Source organism: Shewanella sp. Koi 1 (assembly GCF_052907445.1).
The window spans coordinates 3,096,340-3,109,609 of sequence record NZ_JBREJM010000001.1 but is presented as its reverse complement, the minus strand read 5'-3'; the positions used below and the strand labels follow the sequence as shown (position 1 = coordinate 3,109,609).

Below are 13,270 nucleotides of genomic sequence, written 5' to 3'. Positions count from 1 at the left end.
AAAGGCCACAGTATTGTGGCCTTTTTCATGACTATCCATTTCTTATCAATGCGTTAAACAATCCCTAGCTTCTTCATTTTACTGCGTAGAGTATTGGCATTGATATCCAGCAATTCGGCTGCGCCGCCCGGGCCATAGAGTTTACCGCCCGTGATCCTTAAGGCATGGCTGATATATTTTTTGGTCATCACCTCCAGTGGCACCAACTTATCGCTGGCATGACTTGGATCGATAATCACGGTTTGATTGGACGGGGTTTTAACGGCTTCGAGGCTTTTGGGCGCCAGAAAACTAAAATCCAGCGGACCCGCAGGGTGCTGAATGATAGCGCGCTCGAGCACATTAATGAGTTCGCGCACATTCCCTGGCCAATCATATTGGTTGAGAATATTCAGTTGTTCTGGGGCAATTCTTGGTAGCTGTGGCAAATTGAACTTGGCACTCAGCTGCTCGACAAAATGTTGCACTAACAGAGGAATATCCGTGCGTCTTTGTCTGAGTGATGGGATCTCTATGGGGAAAATCGCCAGCCGATACCAGAGATCTTCGCGAAACACTTCTCGGTGCACCATGGCCTGAAGATTTCTGTGGGTTGCGGCCACAATACGAATATCGAGCTGCACCGCATCGTGGCCGCCAACGCGGGTGATACAGCTATTTTGCAGTACTCTAAGCAGCCGAACTTGGGCCGAAAGCGGTAATTCCCCAATTTCATCTAAGAAAATGGTGCCGCCGTTGGCCTGCTCGAAGTAGCCAATTTTGCGCGAATCGGCGCCAGTAAACGCACCTTTTTCATAACCAAAGAGCTCGGAGTCAATCAAAGTATCTGGAATAGCGCCACAGTTTACCTTGATAAAAGGCTTACCCGAGCGCTCCGACAGTTCGTGAATGGCGTTGGCGATAACCTCCTTACCGCAGCCAGTTTCCCCAAGCATTAACACTGTGGTGTTGATTTTGGCGATGGATTGCACCTGTTGCATCACCTGTTTCAGGCCAGAATTAGCGCCAACCACGCCATTTTGAACATCTAAGGTGCGGCGTAGACTGACGTTTTGTTTGGAGAGCGCTTCATTCTCTTTGAGTAAGTTGCGATCCCTTAAATTCAGTGCCGTGATGAGTGCGAGGTTTTGCATATGTGGTGCAATCAAGTCAGCATGACGGGGCCTAAACACTCCAGTCGTTTTGGCATAAAAGCCGACTATCCCAAGGTGGGTATTCTCAATCGACATCCGCAGAATAATTACCGAACGAATATCCTTAATGACCTGAGGCGCGACTAAAGAGGTGACAGGATCATGCTCTATGTCATTAACAATTCGCACCTTTGGCCGCTCGGGATCCTCTAGCGATTGCGCCATCTTCAGAGGAATTTGGATGCGTTTATCCAAGGTGCAGCAATGGGTATCATCAACATGGGCGATAAACTGTATATCATTAAATTGTTTGCGAAAAATATTCACAAATAGCCCATCTATAGGCAATTCATCCCGAATAAACTCGAAGTAACTGTGCAAAGATTTTTCGAGTTGCAGACTGCTACAGAGTCTTAGCGTTGATTCGTAATAGAAGTGTTTTTCCATTGATATTTCAAGTTAATCACTAAGTATCGTGATTGTAGATCTTTATATTTCGTGATTTTGTGCCTGCAATCAAAGTTCCCCACATAAATACCTCTTTTTAGGTGCTTGGCACAGCATCTGCACTCTCACGCTGACAAGTTCCAATGATTATTGAAGGAAATCAGCATGAGTAAAACCCAAGGTATTAATTCGGGGCGCCGCCAGTTATTAAAGGGGGGCATGGTCATGGCCGCGGGACTCGGGGCGAGTATTGCACTGCCCACTACTGCCAGCTGTGACTCTGCGCCTATCAACTTCGATGAAATCGTAGATGTGCTCGTGGTCGGCAGCGGTTTTGCTGGCATGTCTGCGGCGTTGCAGGCCAGAGAAGCCGGTGTGAGCGTGATGGTTATCGATAAGATGCCCGTGTTTGGTGGTAACTCTACCATCAATGGCGGCGCCATGGCGGTAGCTGGTTCTGCGCTACAGAAACAGGCCGGGATTAAAGACTCTGTCGATGCGATGGTGGCTGACATGCTGCGGGCTGGGCGCGGCATGAACGATGTGGAAATGCTTAAACTGGTGTGTAACGGCACCGCAGAATCCTGCCAATGGTTGATTGATTACGGCGTGAACTGGAAGCCTTTTGTGCAACACTTTGGCGGCCACTCGGTACAACGAGTGTTGCAAACGGTTGAAAGTTCAGGCGCTGGCATTATTCGTCCCCTAATAAAAGCCGCCCGGGATAAGGGCGTCATCATGAAAAATCAGACCAAGCTCGAAGGCTTTGTACAAGATGAGGCCGGACGGGTGATCGGTGTCGAAGTTCGCGAAGGTTTTTATTTTCCTAATGAGCGCACGGGTAAAATACGTCGTATCGGCGCGCGCCGTGGCGTGATTATGGCGACCGGTGGTTTTGGTCGCGATATTGAATACCGCATGATGCAATTACCTGAGTTAAATAGTGATTTAGATTCAACCAACCATGCAGGTGCCACCTCAGAGGCGCTGAAACAGATGATGCTCATTGGGGCCAATCCCATTCATTTAGACCAAATTCAGCTCGGCCCATGGGCATCGCCGGACGAGAAGGGCTTTGGCACGGCTTCCCAGTTCAACACTATCGCTACCTATCCCCACGGCATTGTTGTGGATGTGCGCACTGGCGAGCGTTTCTTCAATGAATTAGCCGACCGTAAAGCGCGTGCTGACGCCATCATGACCAGACGGGATGAGCAGGGGCAGCCTGTCTATCCCATTGGTTTTACTAATGCCGCCGGTGCCAGCAAGGCACAGACCTTAGATTGGGGCCTGAAATACAAGGTCATCAGCAAGGCCGAGACCTTAGACGAACTGGCCGCTATTTACGGCATGCCCGCCAAGGCATTAAAGGCGCAGGTCGCGCGTTGGAACGAAGCAGTGAAGACGGGCGTTGATAAAGAGTTCGACCGCCCCATGCAGGAGGCAATAGTGCTTGACAAAGGGCCTTGGTATGCGGTGCGCATGTGGCCGAAGGTGCATTACTGCATGGGTGGCGTGAAGGTGAATACCCAATCCGAAGTGCTGCATTTGGTCAGCAATAAAGCCATCCCCGGGCTATATGCCGCAGGCGAAGCCACGGGCGGTATCCATGGCGCTAGCCGCTTAGGGGCCTGTGCTGTGGCCGAAGGGGTAGTCACTGGGCGTAATGCTGGCCGTAACTGCGCCGCAGCGAACGCTGTGACGCTCAAGCAAGCTTAGATTTTATTAAATATAACAAAATGTTGGAGATGATAATGAATAAATCCATGTTGATGGCCTCACTCACCTTGAGTCTACTTTCAGGCAGCGCATTCGCGATGGAGCAAGTGGTGCTCGACGGTAAACATTTAACCCAAGACCAAGCCTGGGCGATTGCCGATGGCGCTAAAGTAAAGATTGCGCCGCAGGCCAAGACGCAACTCGTGAAAGCAAACGCGCTACTGATGGAAGCGGCGCGTCTGGGCAAACCTGTGTATGGCTTAACCGTGGGGGTTGGGCTAAATAAAGACCACAAGCTGTTCGATGCCAACGGTAAGCTGAGTGATGCGGTGCTCGACGCCTCTCGAAGCTTTAACCTCAGCACTCTGCGTGCTCACAGTGCCAGTGTCGGTGAAGCTGCGCCGATTCGACTCACCCGTCTAGCCTTAGCCGTGCGGTTAAATACCATGTTAGCCGGACAAACCGGTGTGCAACCTGTGGTTGCCGAGCTTTATGAAGCCTATCTTAACCAAGGGCTGACCCCTGTGATCCCAGCTAAGGGTACAGTCGGTGAAGCGGATATTCTGCTGTCATCCCATGTCGGTTTAGCCATGATTGGTGAATGGGAAGTGTTCTACAAAGGTCAGCGTGTGAGCAGTAAAGAGGCGATGGCCGACGCGGGGATCACCCCATTGGCACCTATGGGGAAAGATGCGCTATCGATTCTGTCTAACAATGCCTTTGCCGTCGCGTATGCCATGCAAGGTTACCGTGAAGCGAAGCAATTGTTGTCCGTATCGCCCACTGTCTTTGGCTTAAGCCTTGAGGGATTAAACGGTAACGTGGCGCCATTCTTGCCGCAAACCAACGACATCCGTCCGTTCCCTTACATTAAATCGACCACCAGTGACATTCTCAAGCAGCTCGATGGTAGCTATTTATGGCAGCTTAACGATGAGCGTCCATTACAGGATCCGTTAAGCTTTAGAACTACGGCTTACACCTTTGCAGGCGCCGAGCAGGCCCTAGCTTCATTAGATGAAGTGATCAATATCCAAATCAACCATTCGGACGATAACCCAGCCGTGATTGTGGGTGCGTCGAACCAATATGCCGAGTTCCCACAAGTGGCTAAATATTTGGTCGAAGGGCAGGGCGGTGTGTTCCCTACCACTAACTTTGAGCCGTTACCTGTGGCACTCGCAGTGCAAAACCTGAGTGTGGCCCTGACCCACGTGTCCCATAACAGTGTGATGCGTACTATTCATCTGTCCGATGATCACTTTACTAAGCTGACGCGTTTCCTGAGTGCGCCAGAAAACCAAGGCCATGCCTTCGGTGCGATTCAAAAGGCCTTTGTGGATATGCAAGTGCGTAACAAGCAGTTAGCCACGCCAGTATCCTTCGATGGCATCTCTATCGCCGGTGGGATTGAAGATACCTTCACCAACCTTAAGTTGGCGTCGGATAACCTGATCCAAATCGTGGATAACACCCGAGTCATTTACGGTTTAGAACTGCTGCACTCAACTCAAGCGATTGATTTACGTAAGCAAGCTCACCCTGATCTACAACTGGGTAAGGCAACACAAGCCATGTACAAGGCCTACCGTGAAAAAGTGCCTTTTGTCGCCAAGGACCGTCCATTTACACCCGATATCCAAGCGTCAACTGACTTTATTGCAAACTATTAATCTACGATGCGGGGCACTATGCCCCGCCTAGGAAGACTCTGATGTTAAAACCCGTATTTATTCTATTACTCGGTGTCATGCTGGCAACGCCAATGGCCGCTAATGCATTGAATATCAAGGACTACCATAAAGAGGTGATGACAGGAGCCGATGGTAAAGTCGATTGCGCGGCATGCCACGGTGATGCAAAACGTAAAACCGTTCCCGATGCAGCGACTTGCAGTAGCTGCCACGGTTCACCCGAGGAGGTGGCTAAGCTGACTGAGCGCCCAGCGGATGCGGGCCATTCGGTTGAGCCAAATCCCCATGACAGTCTGCACTATGGTACTGATCTGCCTTGTACTTACTGTCATCAGGAACACAAAGAAAGTAAAGTCTATTGCAATCAATGCCATGAATTTACTTATCCTCAGATGAAACGTTAATTTCATCTCGGTTAGAAACTCGCTCCCCTGCTTTTTTGACTATGTTTGTCATGCACTCAACCCGGTTGAGTGCATTTTTTTAGGTAAAAAAAAGAGTAAGCCAATACGGATTACTCTTACGGAAAATTGGTCGTTGAATGTTGTAGCCAAAATCACTCATATGGATGAGGAGCCAGCACACAATGACAGCTTTTACTTAATTAACCCTTAAAATTAACATTTATCTTAAGCTGTCACCGCGGTTGAGACTGATGAGCTTATCTAAGATACGCTCGCCATCCATTCGAATGCCATTGTGCTCATATTCCGAGGTTAACCAATACTTTAGGTGCGCTACCTGTTTGGCAGTTTCGAGGCTGTAGTCCATCTCGACATACATATCTTCGCTGTAAATCGCGGCCGCAACTGGGACGCGGTTTTGGCTGAGCTGCTCAAGATTGTATAACGCCGGCCAGTCCGTTTTATGGGCAAGGAGATTGGCTGAGGCTTGGAGTGGGGCTAAATGGCTAAATTGCTCAAACATCCAAGGGTAAATCATCTCGCCAGTAAACAGGAAAGGCTTACCGACTTGATAGTTAAAGGCCGGATACTGCTCACGCACCCTATGGGCAGACCACTGTGACGCACTGTGTTGGCAGTAGATGGCCTCGTGTAACAGGGCGAAAATCGGGTTGGTGTTATAGTCGAGCAATTGACAGAAATGATTTAAAAACAGCGGATTGACATAATCACCTTGGGGCGAGTGCACCAGCGCCTGTTCAAGCAAATAGTAAACCGACTCTGGGCCTTGCTCCATGCCCAAGTTAATGCCGAGCAGTTGCAGCATTTCTACCGTGAGGCGCTCGCCCGTGGCTAAATGCACTGGGTGCTCGAGTATATGTTTGGCGAGGCGTGTCACTAGATGCTGCGCATCGTGGAAGCGCTGGAAGAAGTCCTTATTCTTAGCGAGTACGCGCTGATAGGTGGCCTGATAGACTTCATCACTGCTGCGTGTGAGGGAAGGAATGCCGCCAGTGATATAGGCTTCACTCACACCCTGAGGGGCGGCGCTTAAATAATGCAGCACGCAGAAACCACCAAAGCTTTGACCTAGAATCGCCCACTTGTCGGCGGGGCAGAGCTGGGCGCGAATTGATTCGGCGTCGCGGACGATATTGTCGGCCCTAAAATGGCTTAAATATTCGGCCTGTTGTTCAGGCGTTAAGTGACCAAGGCTTTGGTAATTTATCGGGCTAGAAAGCCCTGTGCCCCGTTGGTCGAGCAATAATACTCTAAACTCTTTGAGTGCGCGGCGGATCCAACCGCTATTATTAGCGGGGCGCATGGCAGCAAAGCCGGGGCCTCCCTGAAAAAAAACGATATATGGCAGTTTTTTATCTTTATTTTCAATGGCGCAGAGTTCCCGCGCGAACACACTGATCTGTTCACCAATCGGCTGTTGATAATTGAGTGGCAGGTTGAATGTGTGTTTTTTGGCGAGGACACCGGCGAGCATCATATCGGGTTTCATCAATTAACCTTAAGAGTAGGGCTTGTTGTTTAGGGCAGATTGTATACAAAAGCCCTGTTGTCGCAAGTTGGGATTATTTGGTTAGCCTTTGGTTAAGATCAATTTTTATTGTAAAAATTTGAGCCATGATAAGCCTCTTAGCGTAATCTATCGGCTATGGATAACACGAGATTGAAGCTATGAAGTATCAAATTATTCCTGTGACACCTTTCCAGCAGAATTGCAGCTTGATCTGGTGTGAAAAAACGAAGCGTGCCGCGGTTGTCGATCCGGGAGGGAATGTCGACCGTATTTTAGGCGAAGTGGACAAGTTGGGACTGACCCTTGAAAAAGTCCTGCTGACCCACGGCCATATCGACCATGTGGGCGGTGCTAAGCTGTTGGCGCAGCAAACGAATGTACCTATTATTGGCCCCCATGTAGCGGACAAATTTTGGATTGATAACCTGCCAAAACAGAGCCAAAACTTTGGGTTTCCCCACTGCGAAGCCTTCGAGCCCGAGCAATATTTGCAGGATGGCGATGTAGTTACCGTGGGTGAGCAAAGCTTAAGCGTGTTGCATTGCCCTGGGCATACTCCGGGCCACGTGGCATTTTATTCGGCTGACGCTCATCTGGCTTGGGTGGGCGATATTCTGTTTAGAAGCTCGATTGGTCGCACGGATTTCCCGCAATCGAATCATCAGGATTTAATCCAATCCATCACCACTAAACTTTGGCCTTTAGGGGCGGATGTAGAATTTATTCCCGGCCACGGACCTATGTCGACCTTCGGTGAAGAGCGCGAACATAACCCCTTTGTGGCCGATCAGTTATTGTTGTAATCCGACCATACTTCATCGCGACGTGTGTAAATGCGTCGCGAGCCATGGGTTCGCTCATTATCGTTCGCTGCGTACGCTTAGTATCCCTCACCGCAATATTTTGTTCATCATTTCCTCTATGAATGCGAGTTCAGCTTTGTTAACTTGTTAAGTCGAATGTTATTTATTGGCTTCACTTATCTAGCCGCAGATGCAAGCATGGAGTGTTGTGCATGGTTCAGCAAATCGAAGACTTGTTAGAGCATTGGTTGCCTTTAGCCGATGATGCGTGGGTGCTGGCAGTGATTACCCATATCCAAGGCTCGTCCTACCGAAAGCCCGGCGCCATGATGTTATTCCACGAGTTTGGCCAAGGGGCGGGGATATTAAGTGGTGGCTGTTTAGAGGCGGATCTTCGCCGTCATGCGCAGCAAGCCATGCAATCGCAGCAGATTGCTTGTGTCACCTACGATGCGACCGATGAATCCGATGCCAGTTACCGCCTCGGTTGCGGCGGTAAAGTCGATATCATGTTGATCCCTCTGCTTAAAGAAAATCATGATCTTGGCCTAGTGGACATAGTGCAAGCCTTTCGTAAGGGGCTGTCGGGCTACTATCAATTACCTCTCGCACCCGCGGGCAGCTATGCTCGCAGTTACGCCGCGCAGTTTTATCCGGCCCAGAGCGCCCCATTTCCGACGGCGGATTTTCCAAAGGCGGGCATACTCAGTCAGTCCGACGGGGAGGCGCTTATCATCCCGCTCAGACCACGATTTCATTTAGGGATTTTTGGTGGGGGCATCGATGCTAAACCCGTGGCGGCGATTGCCCATAGTTTAGGTTGGCAGGTGAGCGTGTTTGATACGCGCACCGCCTACGCGAGAAGTGCCGATTTTCCCCATGCCCATATCGTCAAGCAAAGTGTTCATGAGGCGAGCGCCCTTGTTGCATCCTTAGATTGTGCTGTGGTTATGCACCATAACCTGAACTTAGATGCGGCGGCGCTCAAAGCCATTCAACCCTTTGATCTTAAATATGTTGCACTCTTAGGGCCTGCCCATCGGCGGGATAAAGTGCTGGAAATGGCCGAACTCAGTACCGATTCGTTTAGTGGCTTTTTCTCGGCGCCCGCGGGGCTTGCGCTCGGTGGTGAGTTACCGAGCGCCATTGCCTTGAGTATTTTGGCCCAATGCCATGGGGTGCTACACGGCGCGCCATGTTCGATTCTCGATGGGATCATGCCCTAATGCAGAGTCGCCAACGCTTGTTAATTGCCGTGCTGGCCGCGGGTGAGAGCCGGCGATTTCAGGGGATTAAACTGGCGCAGCCATTATCAACGCCCTCGAGTGTAAATAGCGGACAAAGCATCTTACAACGCCATATCGACTGTTTGGTTCGCTTCACCTCGGCGCCATTGGCAATAGGGGCATCCAATCAAGTCAGCGCTTCGATGCTGGTGGTGCTCGGTGCCCATGCCCACGAGCTTCGCCCCCAACTTGAGGCTTTGGGGGCAAATCAATTCACGCTACTGCATAATGCCGACTGGCAGATTGGGTTGTCATCGTCGCTGCGCGCTGCGGCGGACTTTGCCAAAGCACAGCAGTTTGATGGCATGTTACTCACCTTAGCGGATCAGGTCGCGCTGACATTTGAAGACTATCGGCAGTTGATTGAGACTTGGCAGACGAGCCAGCAATCTGTGGCCGCACTTTATCATCACGCAGCAGGTAAGTTGGATGAATTAGGCGCCCCTGCTATTTTTAATGCCTCAATACTCGATTTATTAACGGATTTGACCGGCGATCGCGGCGCCAAATCCATCTTAAAAAAACTGGCAAATGTGGGTGAGATAGTGGCTGTACCCTTACCCCATGCCGCGATTGATATTGATACTAAAGCCGATCTTGCGTCGTGGTTGGCACTTAAGGAGTGAGTTATGGCAATACCATCCTCGGAGGCGGCAAAGGACCAGAGTCTTGCGATGCCTTCCCAAAACCTGACCATTAATGGCAGATCTTTTACCTTAAATGCGGATCCCAATATGCCCATCCTCTGGGCGTTACGGGATATTTTAGGCTTAACGGGCACTAAATATGGCTGCGGTGCCGGACTCTGCGGCGCCTGTACCGTGCATTTAGATGGTCAGCCAGTGCGCGCCTGTTTAACTAGCGTATCCCAGGCGCAGGGCAAACAACTGACCACGATTGAAGGGCTGGATAATCAAAAGCTTAAAAATGCTTGGGCCGAACACAATGTACCTCAGTGTGGTTATTGTCAGGCGGGGCAATTAATGTCAGCAGCGGCTTTAGTCACTCAGCATCCAAAACCATCGGCGGAGCAAATCGATGCTGCCATGTCGGGTAATTTGTGTCGCTGCGGTACCTATCCTCGGATAAAAGCGGCGCTGCAAAGCTATGCCAAACAGGAGGGCTAAGATGAGTACATTCACCGCAGTTGAAAATATCAGTCGCCGCGATGTGTTAAAACTCTTCGGCGCCGTCGGGGGCGGCCTCGCACTCGGGACAAGTGGTCTCAGTTGGAGTCCAATGGCATTGGCGCAGGATCAGCAGGCGCGGCTCAATCTGTTTATCGCCATCGGTGAGGATGACAAGGTTTATTTGACCTGCCACCGCTCCGAAATGGGCCAGGGGATCCGCACTGGGATTTTACAAATTTTGGCCGAAGAACTGGAGGCTGATTGGGATAAAATTGTGCCTATTCAAGGACTCGCAGATAAACGTTACGCCAGCCAAAATACCGATGGTAGCCGCAGTATCCGCGAAAACTATGATCGCATGCGTGAGATGGGCGCTATGGCTCGAACCATGCTTGAACAAGCCGCCGCAGCTCGCTGGAAAGTCCCCGTGAGTGAAGTGCAGGCTAAAGATCATCAAGTGCTACATGCCAAATCTGGCCGTGCTGCGCGCTTTGGCGAATTAGCTCTCGACGCGGCGGGATTACCATTGCCTGCAGCCGATTCGCTGCGATTAAAGGCGGTTAAGGATTTTAAGCAAATTGGTGCATCGCGTCAGATAGTCGATATGCAGGCCATGCTCACGGGTAAGGCTATCTATGGCTATGATATTCAAGTGGATAACATGCTTTATGCCAGCATTATGCGCCCACCCGTATTGGGGAGCGATGTCGCAAGTCTTGACGATAGTGCGGCGCGCAAAGTAGCAGGTGTGGTCGATGTGTACCGTTTGCCAACGTCCAAGGGCGCTCCCGCTTTTCAAGCCCTAGGCGGCGTAGCTGTGGTGGCGACAAATACTTGGAGCGCGCTGCAGGGGCGTAAAGCCTTGCAAGTGAGCTGGACTGAGTCTGCCAACAGCAGCCACGATTCTAAAACCTACCTGCAAGAGCTGGTGGACAAGGTACAAGCCCCTGGCAAGGTGGTGCGTCAAGTTGGTGATGAGGTCAAAGCTTGGCCGAAGGACGATACCCTTAAGGCGATTTATACCGTGCCTTACCTTATCCATTCCTCCATCGAGCCGCCTGTCGCCACAGCGAATGTGACCGAGAAGGGCTGCGAAATTTGGGCATCGACACAAACACCGCAGAGTACCCAGCAAAATGTGGCCGCAGCCTTAGGTATCGCCGAAGATGCGGTGAAAGTGAATGTCACGCTTCTGGGCGGCGGCTTTGGGCGCAAGTCCAAACCAGATTTCAGTGTGGAGGCGGCGCTACTCTCCAAGCAATTTAAACGGCCAGTGAAGGTGAGTTGGAGCCGTGAGGATGAAATCCAAAACGGTTATTACCACGCGATCAGCGCCCAGTGTTATCAGGCCTTGTTCGATGCCAATAACAAACCAACGGCGCTGCTCGCGCGTACGGGCTTCCCGTCGATCAGCTCCACCTTTGCCGAGGGGGTTGAGTATCCATCTGGCGGAGAGCTGGATTTAGGCTTTGTCGATGTGCCCTTTGCCCTCGCAAATTTACGCTACGAGGCCGTTAAGGCCAGCGCCCACAGCCGTATCGGTTGGATGCGCTCGGTATGTAACATTCAACATGGGTTTGGCGTGGGCAGTTTTGTCGATGAAATGGCCCATAAAGCCAAGTTATCTTGTCCCGATATGTGGCGCAGCTTACTGGGCCAAGCAAGGCGAGAGACCTTTGAGAACCAAGGCTTTAAATATGGTAACTATGGTGAAGACTTAAACCGTCATCCCGTCGATGTCGGCCGTTACCTCAAGGTGATTGAGGCGGTTGAACAAGCCCAAGCCAAGGCGCCGAAAGCGGGTAAGAATCAAGGTTGGGGCTTTGCCGTGCATCGCAGCTTTGTGAGTGTGGTGGCGGTGGCGATGCGGGTAGAAGTCGGCGAGGACAAACAGCTTAAGGTGCTGAATGCCATTGCTGCGATTGATGCTGGCACTGTGGTTAACCCCGACAGGGTGAAAGCACAGACCGAAGGCGCGATAGTATTTGGTTTAAGCTTGGCGCTAATGGGGGAAATCATTTACCAACAGGGTAAGGTGATGCAGTCTAACTTCCATGATTATCCCTTGCTACGTTTACCCCAAGTGCCAGAGATGGAGATCATCATTATCGACTCGGATGCACCGCCTGCGGGTGTGGGTGAGCCCGGCGTGCCGCCGGTGGCACCAAGCCTGACCAACGCGATATTTGCCGCAACAGGCCTTAGGATCCGCGATCTGCCAGTTAATAAACAGTTAAAGGTGTGATGCTGTAAACCACTCCTGAGTGAGCAAAAAAGCGCCTAATAAGCGCTTTTTTCGTTTTTTTACCACAAATAAATTGCTTGTTAGCAAATTTACGGGCATTAATGCCGAAAATTAGCAATAGATCAGGTTTTTGTTACCAGAATAGAGGTAATTTAACCAATATGTTTACTCAAGTGACCTAAGGTATGCGGACTCGCGTACACATTCATTTGAATCGGTTCCTAGTCGGCCTGTGAGTCTGTTTTCGATTGCAGATCCCTACTAAAAATTGATCGACACGGAAGTGAAGGGCGCTATAACACCATAATACAGCCGCACCTTAAGCGCATTTGAGTATTAACTTCCGTGAAAACAATACAAAGGGGTCATCATGGAAAATCGTTGGCAAGTCGCTATTTCGGCGGGGCTATTAGCCGCTGTTTGGTGTGGTATCGCAGATGCCTTTCATCTCGTTACTTGGATTGGCTTTTTAGGTTGTAGCACCTTCTTTGCTCAGCCGAAGGCTGGTTTTCAAGGCGTGATGATGGCGTGGTGCACCAATCTCTCCGGTGTGTTTTGGGCTTGGCTCATTATCAGCGGTAGCAGTTTCTTCGTATCGCCTGTGGCGGGTTATCTGTTTACGGGTATCGCGACCTCGGCAATGTGCCTACAGGCCAGTTATCAAAAATTAAGTTTTATTCCCGGCGCCTTTATTGGCTGTTGTATTACCTTTGCCATGGCAGGGGATGTCGCCAATATTGTGCCATCCTTAGTGTTGGGCGCCCTGTTAGGTTTTTGCATGAGTTTGTTGACGGCGCAGTTAGTCACCCTTCGCCAAAAATGGTCAGCATCAACAGGTTCTGAAATCGCCAGTGCCGATTAAATTCATCATTTTTTAA

Annotated in this window: 11 protein-coding genes; 9 read left to right on the top strand and 2 right to left on the bottom strand. The window is 50.6% G+C overall.

Going from position 1 to position 13,270, the window contains the following annotated elements:
- Positions 1-53: 53 nt before the first annotated feature.
- Positions 54-1,580, bottom strand: a complete 1,527-nt coding sequence (locus tag ACUZ8J_RS13665; protein ID WP_279767866.1) for a sigma-54 interaction domain-containing protein — start codon at positions 1,578-1,580, stop codon at positions 54-56.
- Between the two features lie 165 nt (positions 1,581-1,745).
- Between ACUZ8J_RS13665 and ACUZ8J_RS13660 the strand changes: the two genes are divergently transcribed.
- The 3 genes from ACUZ8J_RS13660 to ACUZ8J_RS13650 are packed head-to-tail and all read left to right on the top strand — an operon-like array spanning position 1,746 to position 5,397.
- Complete coding sequence (locus ACUZ8J_RS13660) at positions 1,746-3,299, top strand: flavocytochrome c (RefSeq protein ID WP_446694135.1); 1,554 nt, start codon at positions 1,746-1,748, stop codon at positions 3,297-3,299.
- A gap of 35 nt (positions 3,300-3,334) precedes the next feature.
- Complete coding sequence (locus ACUZ8J_RS13655) at positions 3,335-4,972, top strand: HAL/PAL/TAL family ammonia-lyase (protein WP_446694134.1); 1,638 nt, start codon at positions 3,335-3,337, stop codon at positions 4,970-4,972.
- Between the two features lie 41 nt (positions 4,973-5,013).
- Positions 5,014-5,397: a cytochrome c3 family protein gene (locus ACUZ8J_RS13650; protein WP_089068112.1), complete on the top strand. Its 384-nt coding sequence runs from the start codon at positions 5,014-5,016 to the stop codon at positions 5,395-5,397.
- A 220-nt stretch (positions 5,398-5,617) separates the two neighbouring features.
- On the opposite strand, the gene ACUZ8J_RS13645 is transcribed toward ACUZ8J_RS13650, so the two are convergent.
- Positions 5,618-6,907: an alpha/beta fold hydrolase gene (locus ACUZ8J_RS13645; RefSeq protein WP_446694133.1), complete on the bottom strand. Its 1,290-nt coding sequence runs from the start codon at positions 6,905-6,907 to the stop codon at positions 5,618-5,620.
- 179 nt (positions 6,908-7,086) lie between these two features.
- Between ACUZ8J_RS13645 and ACUZ8J_RS13640 the strand changes: the two genes are divergently transcribed.
- The 6 genes from ACUZ8J_RS13640 (at position 7,087) to ACUZ8J_RS13615 (ending at position 13,254) form a co-directional block, all read left to right on the top strand.
- Entirely contained in the window at positions 7,087-7,731 is a 645-nt protein-coding gene (locus ACUZ8J_RS13640; RefSeq protein WP_089068110.1) for an MBL fold metallo-hydrolase, read from the top strand.
- 212 nt (positions 7,732-7,943) lie between these two features.
- Complete coding sequence (locus ACUZ8J_RS13635; protein WP_446694132.1) at positions 7,944-8,957, top strand: XdhC family protein; 1,014 nt, start codon at positions 7,944-7,946, stop codon at positions 8,955-8,957.
- Positions 8,957-9,643 carry a nucleotidyltransferase family protein gene (locus tag ACUZ8J_RS13630; RefSeq protein ID WP_446694131.1) on the top strand — a complete coding sequence of 229 codons (687 nt, stop codon included), beginning with the start codon at positions 8,957-8,959 and terminating at the stop codon, positions 9,641-9,643. Before ACUZ8J_RS13635 ends, ACUZ8J_RS13630 begins: the two co-directional genes overlap by 1 nt.
- A gap of 3 nt (positions 9,644-9,646) precedes the next feature.
- On the top strand, positions 9,647-10,144 hold the full coding sequence (locus ACUZ8J_RS13625; protein ID WP_011625802.1) for a (2Fe-2S)-binding protein: 498 nt from the start codon (positions 9,647-9,649) through the stop codon (positions 10,142-10,144).
- 1 nt (position 10,145) lies between these two features.
- A complete protein-coding gene (locus ACUZ8J_RS13620; RefSeq protein ID WP_446694130.1) occupies positions 10,146-12,392 on the top strand; it encodes a molybdopterin cofactor-binding domain-containing protein in 2,247 nt (748 codons plus the stop codon).
- 370 nt (positions 12,393-12,762) lie between these two features.
- A complete protein-coding gene (locus tag ACUZ8J_RS13615) occupies positions 12,763-13,254 on the top strand; it encodes a DUF1097 domain-containing protein (protein ID WP_011622224.1) in 492 nt (163 codons plus the stop codon).
- The last annotated feature ends 16 nt before the right edge of the window (positions 13,255-13,270 follow it).

What these genes read in the sequence shown, in the direction of transcription:
- ACUZ8J_RS13665 (WP_279767866.1), bottom strand. Translation starts at nt 1,580, where the DNA reads ATGGAAAAACACTTCTATTACGAATCAACGCTAAGACTCTGTAGCAGT.
- ACUZ8J_RS13625 (WP_011625802.1), top strand. Translation starts at nt 9,647, where the DNA reads ATGGCAATACCATCCTCGGAGGCGGCAAAGGACCAGAGTCTTGCGATG.
- ACUZ8J_RS13640 (WP_089068110.1), top strand. Translation starts at nt 7,087, where the DNA reads ATGAAGTATCAAATTATTCCTGTGACACCTTTCCAGCAGAATTGCAGC.
- ACUZ8J_RS13650 (WP_089068112.1), top strand. Translation starts at nt 5,014, where the DNA reads ATGTTAAAACCCGTATTTATTCTATTACTCGGTGTCATGCTGGCAACG.
- ACUZ8J_RS13655 (WP_446694134.1), top strand. Translation starts at nt 3,335, where the DNA reads ATGAATAAATCCATGTTGATGGCCTCACTCACCTTGAGTCTACTTTCA.
- ACUZ8J_RS13630 (WP_446694131.1), top strand. Translation starts at nt 8,957, where the DNA reads ATGCAGAGTCGCCAACGCTTGTTAATTGCCGTGCTGGCCGCGGGTGAG.
- ACUZ8J_RS13635 (WP_446694132.1), top strand. Translation starts at nt 7,944, where the DNA reads ATGGTTCAGCAAATCGAAGACTTGTTAGAGCATTGGTTGCCTTTAGCC.
- ACUZ8J_RS13660 (WP_446694135.1), top strand. Translation starts at nt 1,746, where the DNA reads ATGAGTAAAACCCAAGGTATTAATTCGGGGCGCCGCCAGTTATTAAAG.
- ACUZ8J_RS13645 (WP_446694133.1), bottom strand. Translation starts at nt 6,907, where the DNA reads ATGAAACCCGATATGATGCTCGCCGGTGTCCTCGCCAAAAAACACACA.
- ACUZ8J_RS13615 (WP_011622224.1), top strand. Translation starts at nt 12,763, where the DNA reads ATGGAAAATCGTTGGCAAGTCGCTATTTCGGCGGGGCTATTAGCCGCT.
- ACUZ8J_RS13620 (WP_446694130.1), top strand. Translation starts at nt 10,146, where the DNA reads ATGAGTACATTCACCGCAGTTGAAAATATCAGTCGCCGCGATGTGTTA.